This is a genomic window from Caulobacter sp. RHG1 (assembly GCF_013181195.1).
GTDB lineage: Bacteria > Pseudomonadota > Alphaproteobacteria > Caulobacterales > Caulobacteraceae > Caulobacter.
The window spans coordinates 502,611-519,136 of record NZ_SMZP01000002.1 but is presented as its reverse complement, the minus strand read 5'-3'; the positions used below and the strand labels follow the sequence as shown (position 1 = coordinate 519,136).

Genomic DNA, 16,526 nt, shown 5'->3' with positions numbered 1-16,526 from the left:
ATTTCGGCCCAGAAGTGACGCTTTTCCGACCCCATGACGTCTTTCCTGCGTTCCGACCGTTCGCGTCCCGTCGCGATCTGGCTCTTCATCGTCGCCGCCATGGTCTTCGCCATGGTGATCGTCGGCGGGGCGACCCGCCTGACCGACTCCGGCCTCTCGATCACCCAGTGGAAGCCGATCATGGGCGCCCTGCCGCCGATGTCCGAGCAGGCCTGGCGCGAGAGTTTCGAGCTCTACAAGAAGATCCCCCAGTTCCAGCTGGTGAACCCCGACATGACCGTCGAGGGCTACAAGGGCATCTTCTGGTGGGAGTGGGCGCACCGCCTGCTGGGCCGCACCGTGGGCGTGGTGTTCGCCATCCCGTTCGTGGTCTTCCTGATCCGCCGCGACATTCCGCGCCGCCTGATCGCCCGCTGCGCCATCATGTTGGGCCTGGGCGGCCTGCAGGGCCTGGTCGGCTGGTGGATGGTGTCCAGCGGCCTGTCCGAGCGCGTTTCGGTCGCGCCCGAGCGACTGATGATCCACCTGGGCCTGGCGCTCGCTCTGTTCGTCGTCCTGATCTGGACCGCCCTGGACGCCTGGAGCGGCTCGCCGCGGGTCGAGGAGCGCTCGGCCTGGCGCAACTGGTCTCTGGCCTTCCTGGGCGCGGTGTTCTTCCAGAGCCTGCTGGGCGCGCTGGTGGCCGGCAACGATGCGGGCATGGTCTATAACGACTGGCCGCTGATGAACGGCGGCTTCTTCCCGGCCGAATACGCGGGCAAGGGCCTGTGGGGCACCTTGGCGCACAGTCAGGGCGCGGTGCAGCTGCACCACCGGCTGATGGCCTACGCCCTCTTCGTGGGCGGGATCGTGATGGCTTTTCTTGCTTCTCGTGACCGGCCGCTGGCCGGCGGCAGCAAGCAGGCCGCCTTGGCCGTGGCCATCGTCGTGGCCCTGCAGGCGGGCCTGGGAATCTGGACGCTGATGGCCGCCGTGCCGATCAGCCTGGGCATTCTGCACCAGGCCGGTGCAGCTGTGCTGCTGGGCGTCGCCACCGTCTTCGCGTGGCGGGTGCGACGCCCCTAGTCGTCAGGCCTTCACGCTGGCCCAAGGGCCGGTGATGGCCAGGGTGAAGCCCGGGCTCTGCAGGTTCACAAACAGCGTGCCGCCGTCCGGCGAGAAGCACGCGCCGCAGAACTCGGCGTTGTCGGTGTGGACGTTGCGGCCCAGCGTGTAGACCTTGCCGTCGGGGGTGATCCCCCGCAGGTGGTTGCGCAGCATGTCGGAATAGCGGTCCTCGCAGACCACGATGTGGCCCCACGGCGCGACCACCAGGTTGTCGGCATAGTCCAGGACGGTCTTGTTCCCGCTCTCGACGAACAGCTGCAGGCGGCCCGGCTGGTCCGTTTCGCCCGCCTGGCCTTCGTGTTCGCTGGGGACGTAGCGGAAGATTTGGCCCGCACCTGCCGCGCCGCCGGACGTGCAGGTGAAATAAAGGTCGCCCTTGCCAAAGAACACGCCTTCGCCGCGCATGAAGACCGCTGCGCCGGCCTTGTGGCCGCGCCGGCGCAGGTCGTCGTGCGGGTTGTCGACGCCGTCCAGGTCGATCCAGCGCGCGGCTTTCCAGCCGCTGGCCGGGAACGACTTTTCCGCCTGGTTGCGGGTGTCGCCGCCCTCGGGGGCGTCGGCCAGGCCCAGGGCCTGCAGGCGACCGCCCTTGGCCAGGTCGCGCCGGTCGTTGGGCAGGAAGCGATAGAAGAGCCCGTCGCCGACGTCTTCGGTCAAATAGACCACGCCGGTGCGAGGATCGATGCAGGCCGCCTCATGCTTGAAGCGGCCCAGGCCCGTCAGGGCGACCGGCTGGACCAGACCGACATGCGCGCTGGGGACTTCGAACACATATCCGTGGCTCTTGCCGGCCTTGTCGCCTGCCGCGATCGTCGTCTCCTCGCAGGTCAGCCACGAACCCCACGGCGTGATGCCGCCAGCGCAGTTCACCAGCGTGCCGGCCAGGCTCAGGTGCTGGCGCTCGGTCTGGCCGGTCTTGAGATTGTAGAGCTGGGTGGTCGTGCCGCCGGGCAGGGGCGCGCCCTGGCCGAAGTCCCAGACCTTGCTGCGGTCGATTTTGTCCAGCAGGCGGGCGCCGGGGCCGAAGGCGCTGTCGTCGCCGGGGGAGAGTTCGTGGTTGCGGACCAGCAGGACCTTGTCCTCGCCCGCCGCAAAGCAGCCCATGCCGTCGAACTTGCCAGGGATCAGCAGGCCATCGCTCATGGTCTGGCCCGCCTGGGCGATCACGCGGTAGCTGAAGCCCTTGGGCAGGTCGAGCATCCGCTTGGGATCGGCGACCAGCGGGCCATAGCCTTCGACCTCGTTTAAATAGGTCTCGGCGCCTTGCGCGCGGGCGGAAAAGGCGGCGAACGCCATGCTCGTGGCGGCTGCGCCGAGGAAGCGCCTGCGGGAAAAGGCCATAAAACGTTCCTGTTATTGTGTAACGCTTTGTGGCTATGCCCGGCTTTCATGACGGTTCGGTGATAGGGATGCGGTATTATAATACCCTATTCTTTATCTAATTGTATTTATTGCTCTTTGCATGTTTTTGACGCTGTCGTTGTTGACAGCGCGCTGCACGTCCCGTACATGCCGCGCCTCACACGGACGAAGCCGGATTTTTCGGGTTCGAACGCCCAAGAAATACGGATCAATCCCATGCAGAAGATCACGGCTTCGTTGAAGCCGGCCGAGGTCGAAAAGAAGTGGATCGTGGTCGACGCCCAGGACGCCGTTGTCGGTCGTCTGGCGACGTTCATCGCCATGCGTCTTCGCGGCAAGCACCGTCCTGACTACACCCCGCACGTCGATTGCGGCGACTTCGTCGTCGTCATCAACGCCGACAAGGTGAAGTTCACGGGCAAGAAGCTCGACGACAAGGTCTATTACCGTCACACCGGTCACCCGGGCGGCGTCAAGGAAACCACCCCCCGCAAGGTGCTGGGCGGCAAGTTCCCGGAACGCGTCCTGGAAAAGGCCGTCGAGCGCATGCTGCCGAAGGAAAGCCCGCTTGCTCGCAAGCAGCTGACCCACCTGCTCATCTACAACAACGGCGAGCACCCGCACCAAGCGCAAAACCCCGAAGTCGTCGACTTCGCGGGCCGCAACGCCAAGAACACCCGGAGCATCTAAGCCATGACCGACGCACAAGGCTTTGACGCGCTGGCCAGCCTGTCCAGCAACCCGGTCGCCGCCGCTCCGGCCGAGCCCAAGATCGACGCCCAAGGCCGCGCCTACGCGACCGGCAAGCGCAAGAACGCGATCGCTCGCGTCTGGATCAAGCCGGGCAAGGGTTCGATCACCATCAACGGCCGCGATCAGGAAGTTTACTTCGCGCGTCCGGTGCTGCGCATGATGATCGCCCAGCCGCTGGAAGTGACCGAGCGCCTCGGTCAATTCGACGTCGTCGTGACCGTGCAAGGCTCGGGCCTGTCGGGCCAAGCCGGCGCGATCCGCCACGGCCTGTCGAAGGCTCTGACCTATTATGAGCCCGGCCTGCGCCCGGTCCTGAAGCCGCACGGCTTCCTGACCCGCGACAGCCGCGTGGTCGAGCGTAAGAAGTACGGTAAGGCCAAGGCCCGCCGCAGCTTCCAGTTCTCGAAGCGCTAAACGCGGTTCGTACGCGTTTGGAAGAGGGCGCTTCGGTCATCCGAAGCGCCCTTTTTCTTGGTCATTTGTCTCCCCAAGTTCTTTTCTAGTCTGGATTGGAGCGCGCCATGGCGAACGCCCCCAAGGTCTTCATCGACGGCGAAGCCGGCACCACCGGTCTGCAGATTCGCGAGCGCCTGATCGGCCGCACCGATCTGCAGCTGATCTCGATCGATCCGGACAAGCGCAAGGACGCGGACGCTCGCGCGGCGATGCTGAACGACGCCGACGCGGTGATCCTGTGCCTGCCCGACGACGCGGCCAAGGAAGCCGTGTCGCTGGTGACCAATCCCGACACCGTCATCATCGACGCTTCGACCGCCTATCGCACCGCCGAGGGCTGGGCCTACGGCTTTGCCGAGCTGGACGGCGAGCAGCGCGGCAAGATCGCCGCGTCCAAGCGAATCTCCAATCCGGGCTGCTATCCGACCGGCGCCATCGCCTTGACGCGGCCGCTGGTCAGCGCCGGCATCATCCCGCCGGAACTGCCGCTCTCGTACAACGCCGTCTCGGGCTACACCGGCGGCGGCAAGGCGATGATCGCCCAGTTCGAGGACGAGAGCGCCCCGAACTTCACGCGCGAGCCCTATTTCATCTACGGCCTATCGCTGAACCACAAGCACGTGCCGGAGATGCAGAAGCACGGCGGCCTGCTGAGCCGTCCGCTCTTTTCGCCGGCCGTGGGCCGCTACGCCCAGGGCATGATCGTCGAGCTGCCGCTGCACTTCGCCTGCCTGGCCGACGCGACCTCGCTGCGCGACATCCACGCGGCGCTGGCCGACCACTACAAGGGCGAGCGGTTCGTCGAGGTCGCCTCGCTGGACGAGGCCAAGAGCCTGTCGACGCTGGATCCGGAAGGCCTGAACGGCACCAACCGGCTGAAGCTGTTCGTGTTCGGCTCGGACACCAGCGGTCAGGCGCGCCTGGTGGCCCTGCTCGACAACCTGGGCAAGGGCGCCTCGGGCGCGGCCGTGCAGAACATGAACATCGCCCTGGGCCTGAAGGAAGACGCGGGCCTTTAGGCCTGCGTCACACCCGCCAGCGGTAGTGGCCCGCGGGCTTGTGCAGCTTGAAGCGCCACAGCGGTTCTTCGTGGACCCCGCCGCCGATGTTGTGGGCGACGCGCACGTTCTGCGGGCCGCTGACCACGACCCCCAGGTGCGGACGACCGCCGCCGGCCAGCCGCCAGGTCAGGATATCGCCCGGCTGCGGCGCGGTGAATGCGTCGCCGCCCAGCGGGCCTGAGCCGGGCAGGGGCAGCTTGGCGTTCTGGCGCGCCAGGAAGGTCTCCAGATTCAGCACCCGCCGGTGGTCGATATTGGCGTCCGGCTTGGTCAGGCCCCATTCGCGGCGCGAGGGATAGGCGGCGAACGCCTTGACCATGTCGTCGTGCACCCGCTGCTGCAGGTCGATGTCCCAAGCGTCGCGGGCGGCGCGGATCAGCACGTCCGAGCAGACGCCGCTGGTGCGCAACACGTCCCCGTTGGGATAGCCGATCGCCCGGTAGCCCGGATCGTATTCCACCGTCACGCCGATCTGCTCGCGGGCGGCGGCGGCCAGCTTGGCGCCGCCATTGGCGATCAGCGCATGGCTTTGCCCCGCCGCGAAAGGCGTGGCGGCGAGCAGGGTCAGGGCTGTGCGGCGACTCAAGCTGAGCATGGGCGGAAGCTTCGCTACGATCCCGGCGAGATTTGGGCGAACATCGGTCGTCTATAGCTCAGTCTTCGATCAGGACGCGAGGGCCGGCCCCGGCTTCCCCCATGATGTCCCCAGGATTTCGCAGGGGGCAGGCGTCGACGGACAGGCAGCCGCAGCCGATACAGCCGTCCATCTGGTCGCGCAGGCCGGTCAGGGCGCGTATGCGAGCGTCCAGTTCGCTGCGCCATGTCTGCGAAAGGGCGCGCCAGTCCTCGGCGCTAGGGGGGCGATCTTGCGGCAGGTGCTCCAGCGCTTGGCGGATGCCGGCCAGGGCGATGCCGGTGCGCTGGGCAATCTTGATGATCGCCACGCGGCGCAGCACCGCGCGCGGATAGCGCCGCTGGTTGCCCTCGGTCCGCAGGCTGCGGATCAGGCCCTTGGACTCGTAGAAATGCAGCGTCGAAACCGCCACGCCGCTGCGGCGCGCGACGTCGCCGACGCTCAGGGTGGCGGGCAGAGGGCCTTTTGCGGATCGATGCTTGACCTCAACCATGCTTGAGGTTTTACGAAAAGGGCTCCCAACCGGCAACGCCAAAGGAGCAAGCATGTCGCCCGCCACCGCCACCGCCACCGCCATCCGCCTGGAAACCTTCGAACTGCTGGGACCGGCCGCGCCGGCCGTCTCGATCAGCGTCATCCACCCCAAGCCCGGCCGGCTGGAGGCCGTTCTGGCGGCGCAGGAGGCGCAGCACCGGCGTCTGGACGGCCGAGTCGCGGGCTTGCGCGGCGTCCGCTGCCTGCGGGCCGGCCAGGTGGTCGTGGTGATTTCCAGCTTTGACGATCCGTCGGACGTGCTGGAGTTCGCACGCGACCCGCGCCGGCTGGCTCACCTGGAGCGCATCCGGCCGCTGGTCGATCGCGTCGATACCGACGTGTTTGAGGAGGTCTACGCCGCTGGCGAGCTCTAGACCTGCGACTTGACCAGCACGAAGCTGCCTGGCGCATTTTCCAGCGGCTTCAGCTTGCCCTTGGCCGGATCGCGGGCCGGGACTTGGCTGCCGGACTTGGCGCGTAGCCACTCGGCCCAGTGCGGCCACCACGAACCCGGGTTCTCCTGGGCGCCGGCGATCCACTCGCCGACCTCGCCGGGCAAGGCCGCGTTGGTCCAGTGCTGGTACTTCCTGGCGTCCGGATGGTTGATCACCCCGGCGATGTGGCCCGAGCCGGCCATGGTGAAGGTCACCGGCCCGCCGAACGCCTTGGCGCCGCGATAGACGCTGCGGAACGGGGCGATGTGGTCGTCCTTCGATGACTGAACGTAGATCGGAGTCTTCACCTTGGAGAGGTCCAGGTGCTCGCCACCCAGGCTGAGCTGGCCGGTGGTCAGGGCGTTGTCCTTGTAGAAATTGCGCAGATAGAACAGGTGCAGCGACTTGGGCATGCGCGTCTGGTCGGCGTTCCAGAACAGCAGGTCGAACGGCCGCGGCTCCTTGCCCATCAGGTAGTTGCTGACGAAGAACGACCAGATCAGGTCGTTGCCGCGCAGGGCGTTGAAGGTGTCGGCCATCGACTGGCTGGGCAGGAAGCCGCCGGCCGCGTCCATCTGCTGCTCGATCGACTGCAGCCATTCCTCGTTGGTGAACAGCAGCAGGTCGCCGGCCTCGGCGAAGTCCTGCTGGGCGGCGAAGAAGGTGGTCGAATTGATGCGCTGGTCGCCGCGCGCGGCCATGTGCGCCAGGGCGACCGACAACAGGGTGCCGCCGATGCAGTAGCCGACCGTGTTGACCTTATCGACGCCGCACTGGGTCATGACCTGTTGGGTGGCGTCGTAGACGCCTTCCAGCATGTAGTCCTCGAAGGTCTTGGCGGCCAGCTGCTGGTCGGGATTGACCCACGAGGCGACGAACACCGTGAAGCCCTGGCCCGTCAGCCAGCGGATCATCGAGTTCTCGGGGCGCAGATCCAGGATGTAGAACTTGTTGATCCATGGCGGGAAGATCAGCAGCGGGATCTCGCAGACCGTCTCGGTGGTCGGATCGAACTGCAGGAGCTGCAGGATGTCGTTCTGGTAGACGACCTTGCCTGGCGCGGTGGCGACGTTCTCGCCGACCTTGAACTTGGCCAGATCGGTCTGGCTGATCGCCAGCTGGCCGCCGCCGCGCTCCAGGTCGGCGGCGAAGTTCTCCATGCCGCGCACCAGGCTCTGGCCTTGGGTCTGGACCACCTCGCGCAGGGCGGCGGGGTTGGAGATCAGGAAGTTCGACGGCGAGAACGCGTCGGTCAGCATCTTGGTGAAGAACTCGACCCGGCGCTTGGCGGCCGGGTCGACGCCCTGGACCTCCGCAATCAGGCCGTTCAGCCAGTTCGACGACAGCAGGTAGGACTGCTTCATCAGGTCGAACATCGGGTTCGACGCCCAGTCTGGGTCGTTGAAGCGCTTGTCGCCGGCCGCCGGAGCTACAACGGGGGCGACCTCCTCGCCAGAGGCGCGGCGGGCGGCGGACTGCCACAACTCCATGTACTGGCCGAAGAGATCGGCCTGGGCGCGCATCAGCCGGTCGGGCTGAGCGGCCAGGCGGGTCATCACCTCGTTCAGGGCCGGGGCGACGTGGAAGGGATCTGGCGTAAGAGCCGCCGGTCGGTCAGCCTGGCGCAAGGCGGCCTCGGCGATCGCGCCCTGGGCTGTGACGGCGGCGCGGGCCAGGTTGGCCGAAAGGGTCTCGACCACCTTTATCTGATCGGCCGACAGCATGTCAGCGAAGCCCGAAAAGGGCGGGGCCTGCTTCTGCTGGGCGCCAGCGGCTGATTCGGCGCGCGGCGGCGGCTCGGCCGTCTCAGGCTTGGGCTTGTCGGCCTTGGGAGTTGCGGCCTTCTTGGCGGCGGCGGGCTTGGGTTCGGGCGCTTCGGCTCCAGGGGCGGCTTTCTTGCGAGGTTTGGAACCCGATTTCGCCGTCGCCATGTGTTTCCTCCGCTTCGTCCGAAGTCGTCTGCGAAAAGCCGCGTCGAACGCCTTTCGCTCGCCGCGATCATCGCATAAGACCAGAACCGATGAACGGCGAAACCCGCAAAATCGTACGCCTTGCCCTGATCGTCGGCTTTGCCGGCGGTGCGGCGGCGTGTGCGGGGCCGTTCAAGACCGCCCAGGTCGATCCCAGCTCGCCGGTCGCCGCCTCGGTGACCGCCGCCGCCAAGGAAAAGGGCGAGCGCCGCAAGTTCTCGGATATCCCGACGATCCCGACCGACGTACCGACCGCCGACCAGGTTCGTGCGGCCGTCGCGCAGCAGGAAATCGCCGGCGACGCCGTGACCAAGGCCGTTGCGCCGAACACCTGGGAGCTGAAGGACAGCGAAGGCTACGCCGCCAAGGCCCAGCGTGACGTGAAGGCCTCGGCCATTGCGGCCCCGACCGACGCCGACCGCGCAGCCACCGAAGCCTTCGCCCGCGCAGCCCGCGGCCGAGCTAGCGCGCCTCCGTCCCAGCCCTAATCGGGCGACGGAGGCATAATCTTCCTTCAACCGGCTTGGCGCGGCCCCGCTTGGGGTCTATCCATGCCCGACTTTTCGCTCCCAGAGCGCCGAAGCGGCGCACAGAGCCCTCATGAGCACCGATTTCCACCGTATCCGCCGCCTGCCGCCGTACGTCTTCGAAGAGGTCAACAAGATCAAGGCGCGCCTCCGCGCCGAGGGGACCGACATCATCGACTTCGGCATGGGCAATCCCGACATGCCGACGCCGCAGCACATCGTCGACAAGCTGATCGAGACGGCGCGCGACCCCAAAGCGGGCCGCTATTCGGCGTCCAAGGGCGTTCCGGGCCTGCGCAAGGCCATGGCCAACTATTATGGCCGCCGTTTCGGCGTGAAGCTGAACCCCGACACCGAGGTGATCGCCACCCTGGGCTCCAAGGAAGGCTTCGCCAACCTGGCCCAGGCGCTGACCGGCCCCGGCGACGTGATCATCTGTCCGAACCCGGCCTATCCGATCCACGCCTTCGGCTTCATCATGGCCGGCGGCATCATCCGTCACGTGCCGGCCCTGTCGCCGGAGGAGTATCTGTCCAACATCAGCCGTGCAGTGAAGCACTCGGTGCCGCCGCCCAGCGTGCTGATCCTGTCCTATCCGTCCAACCCGACCGCGCAGTGGGTGGACCTGGACTTCTACAAGGACGCCGTTGCCCTCGCGAAGAAGCACGATCTGCTGGTCATCAGCGACGTGGCCTATGGCGAGATCTATTTCGACAACAACCCGCCGCCTTCGATCCTGCAGGTCGACGGCGCCAAGGACATCGCCGTCGAGGTCAACTCGCTGTCGAAGACCTACGCCATGGCCGGCTGGCGCGTGGGCATGGTGGTCGGCAACGCCCGTATCTGTGCGGCCCTGGCCCGTGTGAAGTCGTATCTGGACTACGGCGCTTACACCCCGGTGCAGGTGGCCGCGGCCGCGGCGCTGAACGGCCCGCAGGACTGCGTCGACGAGATCCGCGGCATCTACAAGAGCCGCCGCGACACCCTGATCAAGTCGATGAAGGCCGCGGGCTGGGACATCCCCAACCCGCCGGCTTCGATGTTCGCTTGGGCGAAGATCCCGGAACAGTACCGTGAGGCCGGCTCGATGCTGTTCTCGCGCCTGCTGATCGAGGAGGCCGGCGTCGCCGTGGCTCCGGGCATCGGTTTCGGCGAGTACGGCGAAGGCTATGTGCGGATCGGTCTGGTCGAGAACGAGCACCGCATCCGCCAGGCGGCGCGCAACGTGAAGAAATTCATCGCCAACGCCGACTCCATCCTGGCCAAGGCCCACAACAAGATGGAACAGGCCTAAGGGCTTCAGTTCGCTTCCAAGGATTCCGAGATGACCAACAAGACCTGGCGCGTCGGCGTCGCGGGCCTGGGCACCGTGGGCGGCGGCCTCCTGCAGTTCCTGGCCGAGCGCCCGGGCTTCGCGCCGGCCGGCGACAAGGCGGTCGTGACCGCCGTGTCGGCCCGCAACAAGTCGCGCCCGCGCACGGTCGACATCTCGGGCCTGGCCTGGTTCGACGATCCGGTGGCCATGGCGGCCTCGCCGGACGTCGACCTGTTCGTGGAGCTGATCGGTGGTTCGGATGGCCCAGCCAAGGTCGCCGTCGAGACCGCCCTGAAGGCCGGCAAGCCGGTGGTCACGGCCAACAAGGCCCTGATCGCTGTACACGGCGCCGAACTGGCCGCCCTGGCGGAGGCCACGGGTACGCCGCTGCTGTTCGAGGCCGCAGTAATGGGCGGCGTTCCGGCCGTGAAGATCATGCGCGAGGCTCTGGTCGGTGACGACATCGTCTCGGTGGCCGGCATTCTCAACGGCACCTGCAACTTCATCCTGTCGGAGATGGAGCGCACCGGTCGTTCGTTCGCCGACGTGCTGCGTGAGGCCCAAGGCCTGGGCTATGCCGAGGCCGACCCGACCATGGACGTCGGCGGCTTCGACGCCGGCCACAAGATCAGCATCCTGGCGGCGCTCGCCTTCGGCTGCGCCCCGAACTTCGAGGCGGCTGAAATCGAGGGCATCAGCGACGTCGACCTGCTCGACATCAAGCTGGCCAAGGACCTGGGCTATCGCATCAAGCTGATCGCCGGCGCGGCCAAGACTGACGGCGGCGTGGCGGTGAAGGTGCATCCGTCGCTGGTGCCGCTGGATCATCCGCTGGCCCAGGCCGGCGGCGCGCTGAACGCGCTGTTTATCGAAGGCGCTCGCATCGGCCGCATCTTCGTTCAAGGTCCTGGCGCCGGCGCGGGACCGACCGCCGCCGCCGTCGCCGCCGACATCGCCGACGTGATGACCAAGGCCCAGCGTCCGGTGTTCCAGGCCCCGGCCGGCGAACTGGCCCCGTTCATCGCCGTCGACCCGGCTCGCGCCGTGGGCAAGGCCTATCTGCGGGTCATGGTCCAAGACCAGCCGGGCGTCATCGCGGCGATTTCCGAGACCCTGGCCGAATGCGGCGTCTCGATCGACAGCTTCCTGCAGAAGCCCGTCGAAGGGGCGGGCGGCGTGCCGATCGTGCTCGTTACTCATGCGACCCCGGAATCGAAGCTGCTGGATGCGATTAGCCGCATCGAAAAGCTCGAGACCGTGCTAGAGCGTCCTCGCCTTTTGCGCGTCGCGCGCATCTGACGACTCGCGGAAAGCGGGCGTCCAAGGCGAGTGTGGGAACTAGGCCTCCGTTCGGGGGCCGGGAGAGACGGATGAGTTCGAACACCCTGGACCGCTCGCTGGTCCTGGACGCCGTTCGCGTTACCGAAGCCGCCGCCATCGCGTCGTGGACCCAGCTGGGCCGCGGCGACGAGATGGCCGCCGACCAGGCGGCCGTCGACGCGATGCGCAACGCCTTGAACGAATTGAACATCGACGGCGAGATCGTCATCGGCGAGGGCGAGCGCGACGAAGCGCCGATGCTCTACATCGGCGAGAAGGTCGGAACGGGGAAGGGCCCCAAGGTCGACATCGCGCTGGACCCGCTGGAAGGCACCACCCTGGCGGCCAAGTCCCAGCCCAACGCCCTGACGGTGATGGCCTGGGCCCCCAAGGGCACGCTGCTGAACGCGCCCGACACCTATATGGACAAGATCGCCTGTGGTCCGGGTCTGCCCGCGGGCGTGATCGATCTGGACAAGTCGCCAGCCGAGAATGTCCAGGCCCTGGCCGCCGCCAAGGGCGTCGCGCCCACCGAGATCACCGTCTGCGTGCTGGACCGTCCGCGTCACGCCGAGATCATCGCCAGCGTCCGCTCGGTCGGCGCTCGCGTTCATCTGATCACGGACGGTGACGTGGCCGGCGTCATCAACACCACCGACCCCTCGACCGGCGTCGACATGTATGTCGGCTCGGGCGGCGCGCCGGAAGGCGTCCTAGCCTGCGCGGCCCTCAAGTGCGTCGGCGGTCAGTTCCAGGGGCGTCTGCTATTCCGCAACGCCGACGAGCGCGCCCGCGCCGCCCGCTGGGGCATCACCGAACTCGACAAGAAGTACGACCTGCACGAGATCGTCCGCGACGAGGCGATCTTCGCCGCCACGGGCGTCACGCGCGGCGGTCTGGTCGACGGCGTCATCTTCCGTGATGGCTGCGTGCACACCCACACCCTGGTGATGAACTCTTCGACGGGCACCGTTCGTGAAGTTCGCATGAAGCGGAAGGTCTGAGACCTTCCTGTCACGGCCGCCGGGTAGAGGCGGCCGTTCTGCTTTCTCTTTCGAGGCTCCCATGACGACCTTCGTTGATCTCGCCGCCTGGCTTGAAGCCCAGCCTGCCGACGCCGCGCTCAAGGACGTCGTCGCGACGATCGCCAAGACCTGCGCCGACATCAGCGGTGTCGTGGCCTCCGGCGCCCTGTCGGGCAGCCTGGGCGCGGCCGGCAGCACCAATGTCCAGGACGAGGAGCAGAAGAAGCTCGACGTCATCACCAACGACATGCTGAGCGACGCCCTGAAGGCCTGCGCCCCGGTCGCGGGTCTGGCTTCGGAAGAGCTGGAAGAGGTCGAGCCGACGGGTCGTGTCGGCGGTTTCCTGGTCACCTTCGATCCGCTGGACGGCTCCAGCAACATCGACATCAACGCCCCGGTTGGAACGATCTTCTCGGTGCTGCCTGCGCCGGCCGACCAAGCGGCGGTCGAAGCCGACTTCCTGCAGCCCGGCGCCAACCAGGTCGCCGCCGGTTATGCCGTCTATGGCCCGCAGACCATGCTGGTCCTGACGCTTGCGGATGGCGTCAACGGCTTCACCCTGGCCGCCGACGGCCAGTGGCTGCTGACCCATCCCGCGATCACCATCAAGCCCGACACCGCCGAGTTCGCGATCAATGTCTCGAACCAGCGCCACTGGGCCGCGCCGATGCGCCGCTATGTCGACGGCTGCCTGCAGGGCAAGGACGGCCCGCGGGGCAAGAACTTCAACATGCGCTGGGTCGCGGCCATGGTCGCCGACGTACACCGCATCCTGATGCGCGGCGGCATCTTCCTGTATCCGTGGGACGCCCGCGAGCCCGACAAGCCCGGCAAGCTGCGCCTGATGTACGAAGCCAATCCGATGAGCCTGCTGATCGAGCGGGCAGGGGGCGCATCCACCGACGGCGTCACGCGCACCCTCGATGTCCAGCCGACCAAGCTGCACCAGCGCGTGCCCGTCGTCCTGGGGTCGGCCAATGAGGTCGAGGCGGTTCGCGCCGAGATGACGGCGGGCTAAGTCGTCAGACTCACGTCCGGTATGGTCGTGACGGCGTGGCATGGAGCGAATCCGCGTTAACGGATAGTCTGCCGCGATGGCCGATGGTGCTCCCAATATCGTTTCCAGCGCTTTCCTGGGCGTCGAGCGCTCGCTGAGCGGCCGAGCTTGGCGCGAACGCCCGGCGGACATGGCCGTGGTGCGCGACATCCAGCAGCGCCACGGCCTGACCGAACCTTTGGCCCGAGCGCTCGTCTCGCGCGGCGTCACCCTGGACAGCGCCGAGCACTATCTGCGTCCGACCCTGAAGGCGCTGTTCCCCGATCCGTCGACCTTCACCGACATGGATCGCGCCGCCGAGATCCTGATCGACGCCCTGGAGCAGGGACGGCCGACCATGGTGTTCGCCGACTACGACGTCGATGGCGCCACCAGCGCCGCCCAACTGGTCCGCTGGTTCCGGCACATGGGCGTCGAGCTGCCGATCTATATTCCCGATCGCCTGACCGAGGGCTACGGCCCCAGTCCGGCGGCGTTCCGCACGATCCGCGAGGGCGGGGCCGAGCTGGTCGTGACCCTGGACTGTGGGGCTGCGGCCTATGACGCCATCGCCAGCGCTGGCGAGATCGGCCTGGAGGTCGTGGTCATCGACCACCACCTGATGCGCGAGGACCCGCCGACCGCCGCCGCCGTGGTCAATCCCAATCGCCCAGGCTGCCAGAGCGGGCAAGGTGTCCTGGCCGCCGCCGGCGTGACCTTCGTGCTGCTGGCCGCCCTGAACCGCGAAGCCCGCAAGCGCGGCCTGTTCACCGACGAGCGCCCACAGCCCGATCCGCGCCAGTGGCTGGATCTGGTGGCTTTGGGCGAGATCTGCGACGTCACCCAGCTGGTCGGTTTCAATCGCGCCCTGACCACTCTGGGCCTGCGCACCATGGGCGCCTGGGCCAATCCGGGGCTGAAGGCCCTGTTCGAGGTCGGCAAGGGTTCGGGCGAACCGTCCGTGTTCCACGCCGGCTTCATCCTGGGACCGCGCATCAACGCCGGCGGCCGCATCGGCCGCTCGGACCTCGGCGCCAAACTGCTCTCCACCGACGACCCGCTGGAGGCCGCCGCCCTGGCCGAGGAACTGGACGGCCTCAACACCGAGCGCAAGGCCGTCGAGGCCGCCGTGGTCGAGGAGGCCGCGGCGATGCTGGAGCGCGGCAACTTCGATACCAGCGCTCCAGTCATCGTGGTGGCGGGCGAGGGCTGGCACCCGGGCGTCATCGGCATTGTCGCTGGCCGGCTGCGTGAGCGCTATCGCAAGCCGGTGGTGGTGATCGGCGTCGACCGCGCGGCCAATGTCGGCAAGGGCTCGGGCCGCTCGCAGCCGGGCGTCAATCTGGGCCGCGCCATCCAGGCCGCCTATGAGGCCGGCCTGCTGATGGCCGGCGGCGGCCACGCCATGGCGGCGGGTCTGTCGATTCGTCCCGAGATGATTCCCGAGTTCCGGGCCTTCCTCGAAGAGCGCCTGGCGGGCGAGATGGAGGCGGTGGGGATCGAATCGGTCGAGATCGACGCCCTGGTTCAGCCCCGCGCGGCGAATCGCGCGCTGCTCGACGACTTCCAGCGCCTGGCCCCGTTCGGTCCCGGCAATCCCGAGCCGCTGTTCGCCCTGACCCAGGTGCGCCCCGATCGCGTCTCGGCTCTGAAGGGCGGCCATGTGCGCATGGACCTCGTCGGCCCCACCGGCGACCGCATCAAGGCGATCAGTTGGCGAAGCGCCGAGACGCCGCTGGGCCAGCGCCTGCTGGCTGGAGGCGGGGCTTTGGACGTCGTCGGCAAGCTGAAACCGGACGACTATATGGGCCGCAACGGCGTCCAACTGGAGATCGAGGACGCCCACGATCCCAGAGCGCGGTACGCGGATTAGAACGGACTGAAAAAATGACTTTCAGCCGCTTGCGCACCCCAGAGGTCGCGGCTATACACCCGCTTCCTCGCGGGGCCGTGGTCCCTTCGTCTATCGGTTAGGACGCCAGATTTTCAATCTGGAGAGAGGGGTTCGACTCCCCTAGGGACTGCCACCCGCGAGGCCATACTACTGACGATGTTCCGCTTCGGCGGCGACGTGGTCCCTTCGTCTATCGGTTAGGACGCCAGATTTTCAATCTGGAGAGAGGGGTTCGACTCCCCTAGGGACTGCCATCTCTGGCTGTATTTCTTAATTGTTTCTGGCTTGTTTCTGCGACGAAATGTCGCGGAACGCACCCGCTCGCGGTTTTGACGTGATTTCGTCATTGACGGCTCTCGTTACGCGAGAACACTGTTCTCGTAGTGCTTGCTCCGATGGGCTGATTGGGCAAGCCAGAGGGGTGGGATGTCTGGTTTCGATTTTGAGGACGCCGCGGCGCACGAAGAGTTCGTGCGCATCAGCGGCAAGGTGAAGTGGTTCGACGCCGGCAAGGGTTATGGGTTCATCGTACCGGATGATCCCGACCAGACCGGGCTGAAGGACGTGCTTCTACATGTGACGTCGCTGCGCAATTGCGGCCGCGAAACCGCCATGGAAGGCGCCGTTATCGTGTGCGACGTGGTCCGCCGGTCCAAGGGCTGGCAGGTCAGTGAAGTGGTCAATCTCGACGAAAGCTCCGCGCCGGCGCCGCTGGAGCGGCAAAAGCGTAGCTTCGCCGAGGGCGTGGCGCGACGCGAGAGCCTGCGGGATGGTCACGGACATGGTCACGGCCGCGACGCTTTGACGCCGGAAGGGCCGGCCGAGCACGCCAAGGTCAAGTGGTTCAACCGCACCAAGGGCTATGGCTTCGTGATCCGCGACGCCGAGCCGGGCGACATCTTCGTGCATATCGAGACGCTCCGCCGGGGCGGTCTCGAGGACCTTCAGCCGGGCGATGATGTCCTGGTGCGGTTCGCGCGGGGGCCCAAGGGCTTGGTGGTCGCCGAGATCACGCCCGGCGACGTCTGATCTTCAGCGCCTGACTTTCGCCGCCCCGGCCTGGACGCTAGTCTTGGCGGGGATCGGCTTTCGGCGAGG

Annotated in this window: 16 protein-coding genes and 2 tRNA genes; 14 read left to right on the top strand and 4 right to left on the bottom strand. The window is 67.1% G+C overall.

The window, feature by feature from the left end; translation table 11 throughout:
- Positions 1–33: 33 nt before the first annotated feature.
- Positions 34–1,065, top strand: a complete 1,032-nt coding sequence (locus tag E1H18_RS06175) for a COX15/CtaA family protein (protein WP_172264812.1) — start codon at positions 34–36, stop codon at positions 1,063–1,065.
- Positions 1,066–1,068: 3 nt separating this feature from the next.
- Here E1H18_RS06175 and E1H18_RS06170 read toward each other — a convergent pair whose 3' ends face one another.
- Positions 1,069–2,448, bottom strand: coding sequence for an alkaline phosphatase PhoX (locus tag E1H18_RS06170; RefSeq protein ID WP_172264779.1), 1,380 nt, complete (start codon positions 2,446–2,448; stop codon positions 1,069–1,071).
- Positions 2,449–2,685: 237 nt separating this feature from the next.
- Between E1H18_RS06170 and rplM the strand changes: the two genes are divergently transcribed.
- From rplM to argC, 3 genes are all read left to right on the top strand, one after another.
- A complete protein-coding gene (gene rplM / locus E1H18_RS06165; protein WP_172264776.1) occupies positions 2,686–3,159 on the top strand; it encodes a 50S ribosomal protein L13 in 474 nt (157 codons plus the stop codon).
- A 3-nt stretch (positions 3,160–3,162) separates the two neighbouring features.
- The gene (gene rpsI / locus E1H18_RS06160) at positions 3,163–3,636 is read left to right on the top strand and encodes a 30S ribosomal protein S9 (protein WP_172264773.1); all 474 of its coding nucleotides are present in this window, start codon (positions 3,163–3,165) and stop codon (positions 3,634–3,636) included.
- A 107-nt stretch (positions 3,637–3,743) separates the two neighbouring features.
- Positions 3,744–4,697, top strand: coding sequence for an N-acetyl-gamma-glutamyl-phosphate reductase (gene argC / locus E1H18_RS06155; RefSeq protein WP_172264770.1), 954 nt, complete (start codon positions 3,744–3,746; stop codon positions 4,695–4,697).
- Between the two features lie 7 nt (positions 4,698–4,704).
- Here the strand turns inward: argC and E1H18_RS06150 are convergent, their stop codons facing one another.
- Positions 4,705–5,334, bottom strand: a complete 630-nt coding sequence (locus E1H18_RS06150) for a DUF1287 domain-containing protein (protein ID WP_172264767.1) — start codon at positions 5,332–5,334, stop codon at positions 4,705–4,707.
- A 58-nt stretch (positions 5,335–5,392) separates the two neighbouring features.
- Entirely contained in the window at positions 5,393–5,866 is a 474-nt protein-coding gene (gene soxR / locus E1H18_RS06145; RefSeq protein WP_172264764.1) for a redox-sensitive transcriptional activator SoxR, read from the bottom strand.
- Positions 5,867–5,918: 52 nt separating this feature from the next.
- Between soxR and E1H18_RS06140 the strand changes: the two genes are divergently transcribed.
- The gene (locus E1H18_RS06140) at positions 5,919–6,281 is read left to right on the top strand and encodes a hypothetical protein (RefSeq protein WP_172264761.1); all 363 of its coding nucleotides are present in this window, start codon (positions 5,919–5,921) and stop codon (positions 6,279–6,281) included.
- On the opposite strand, the gene E1H18_RS06135 is transcribed toward E1H18_RS06140, so the two are convergent.
- Positions 6,278–8,272: a class I poly(R)-hydroxyalkanoic acid synthase gene (locus tag E1H18_RS06135; protein WP_172264758.1), complete on the bottom strand. Its 1,995-nt coding sequence runs from the start codon at positions 8,270–8,272 to the stop codon at positions 6,278–6,280. The two genes, E1H18_RS06140 and E1H18_RS06135, sit on opposite strands and share 4 nt — an antisense overlap.
- Before the next feature lie 89 nt (positions 8,273–8,361).
- On the opposite strand from E1H18_RS06135, the gene E1H18_RS06130 reads away from it, so the two are divergent.
- From E1H18_RS06130 to cspD, 9 genes are all read left to right on the top strand, one after another.
- Positions 8,362–8,799, top strand: a complete 438-nt coding sequence (locus E1H18_RS06130; RefSeq protein ID WP_172264755.1) for a hypothetical protein — start codon at positions 8,362–8,364, stop codon at positions 8,797–8,799.
- 112 nt (positions 8,800–8,911) lie between these two features.
- Positions 8,912–10,132, top strand: coding sequence for an LL-diaminopimelate aminotransferase (locus E1H18_RS06125; RefSeq protein ID WP_172264752.1), 1,221 nt, complete (start codon positions 8,912–8,914; stop codon positions 10,130–10,132).
- A gap of 30 nt (positions 10,133–10,162) precedes the next feature.
- On the top strand, positions 10,163–11,452 hold the full coding sequence (locus E1H18_RS06120) for a homoserine dehydrogenase (RefSeq protein WP_172264749.1): 1,290 nt from the start codon (positions 10,163–10,165) through the stop codon (positions 11,450–11,452).
- Positions 11,453–11,523: 71 nt separating this feature from the next.
- Positions 11,524–12,477 (top strand): class II fructose-bisphosphatase, encoded by a 954-nt coding sequence (glpX, locus tag E1H18_RS06115; protein WP_172264746.1) that lies wholly within the window; start codon positions 11,524–11,526, stop codon positions 12,475–12,477.
- A 61-nt stretch (positions 12,478–12,538) separates the two neighbouring features.
- Positions 12,539–13,516 carry a class 1 fructose-bisphosphatase gene (locus tag E1H18_RS06110; protein ID WP_172264743.1) on the top strand — a complete coding sequence of 326 codons (978 nt, stop codon included), beginning with the start codon at positions 12,539–12,541 and terminating at the stop codon, positions 13,514–13,516.
- Between the two features lie 76 nt (positions 13,517–13,592).
- Entirely contained in the window at positions 13,593–15,407 is a 1,815-nt protein-coding gene (gene recJ / locus E1H18_RS06105; protein WP_172264740.1) for a single-stranded-DNA-specific exonuclease RecJ, read from the top strand.
- 79 nt (positions 15,408–15,486) lie between these two features.
- Positions 15,487–15,561 (top strand) — tRNA-Glu (locus E1H18_RS06100).
- A 46-nt stretch (positions 15,562–15,607) separates the two neighbouring features.
- A tRNA-Glu gene (locus E1H18_RS06095) sits at positions 15,608–15,682 on the top strand.
- 172 nt (positions 15,683–15,854) lie between these two features.
- Entirely contained in the window at positions 15,855–16,457 is a 603-nt protein-coding gene (cspD, locus tag E1H18_RS06090; RefSeq protein ID WP_172264737.1) for a stationary phase survival cold shock domain protein CspD, read from the top strand.
- The last annotated feature ends 69 nt before the right edge of the window (positions 16,458–16,526 follow it).

Coding starts and splice junctions, on each gene's coding strand:
- cspD (WP_172264737.1), top strand. CDS start 15,855: ATGTCTGGTTTCGATTTTGAGGACGCCGCGGCGCACGAAGAGTTCGTG.
- E1H18_RS06140 (WP_172264761.1), top strand. CDS start 5,919: ATGTCGCCCGCCACCGCCACCGCCACCGCCATCCGCCTGGAAACCTTC.
- soxR (WP_172264764.1), bottom strand. CDS start 5,866: ATGGTTGAGGTCAAGCATCGATCCGCAAAAGGCCCTCTGCCCGCCACC.
- E1H18_RS06150 (WP_172264767.1), bottom strand. CDS start 5,334: ATGCTCAGCTTGAGTCGCCGCACAGCCCTGACCCTGCTCGCCGCCACG.
- rpsI (WP_172264773.1), top strand. CDS start 3,163: ATGACCGACGCACAAGGCTTTGACGCGCTGGCCAGCCTGTCCAGCAAC.
- E1H18_RS06170 (WP_172264779.1), bottom strand. CDS start 2,448: ATGGCCTTTTCCCGCAGGCGCTTCCTCGGCGCAGCCGCCACGAGCATG.
- glpX (WP_172264746.1), top strand. CDS start 11,524: ATGAGTTCGAACACCCTGGACCGCTCGCTGGTCCTGGACGCCGTTCGC.
- argC (WP_172264770.1), top strand. CDS start 3,744: ATGGCGAACGCCCCCAAGGTCTTCATCGACGGCGAAGCCGGCACCACC.
- E1H18_RS06125 (WP_172264752.1), top strand. CDS start 8,912: ATGAGCACCGATTTCCACCGTATCCGCCGCCTGCCGCCGTACGTCTTC.
- E1H18_RS06130 (WP_172264755.1), top strand. CDS start 8,362: ATGAACGGCGAAACCCGCAAAATCGTACGCCTTGCCCTGATCGTCGGC.
- recJ (WP_172264740.1), top strand. CDS start 13,593: ATGGCCGATGGTGCTCCCAATATCGTTTCCAGCGCTTTCCTGGGCGTC.
- rplM (WP_172264776.1), top strand. CDS start 2,686: ATGCAGAAGATCACGGCTTCGTTGAAGCCGGCCGAGGTCGAAAAGAAG.
- E1H18_RS06135 (WP_172264758.1), bottom strand. CDS start 8,272: ATGGCGACGGCGAAATCGGGTTCCAAACCTCGCAAGAAAGCCGCCCCT.
- E1H18_RS06110 (WP_172264743.1), top strand. CDS start 12,539: ATGACGACCTTCGTTGATCTCGCCGCCTGGCTTGAAGCCCAGCCTGCC.
- E1H18_RS06175 (WP_172264812.1), top strand. CDS start 34: ATGACGTCTTTCCTGCGTTCCGACCGTTCGCGTCCCGTCGCGATCTGG.
- E1H18_RS06120 (WP_172264749.1), top strand. CDS start 10,163: ATGACCAACAAGACCTGGCGCGTCGGCGTCGCGGGCCTGGGCACCGTG.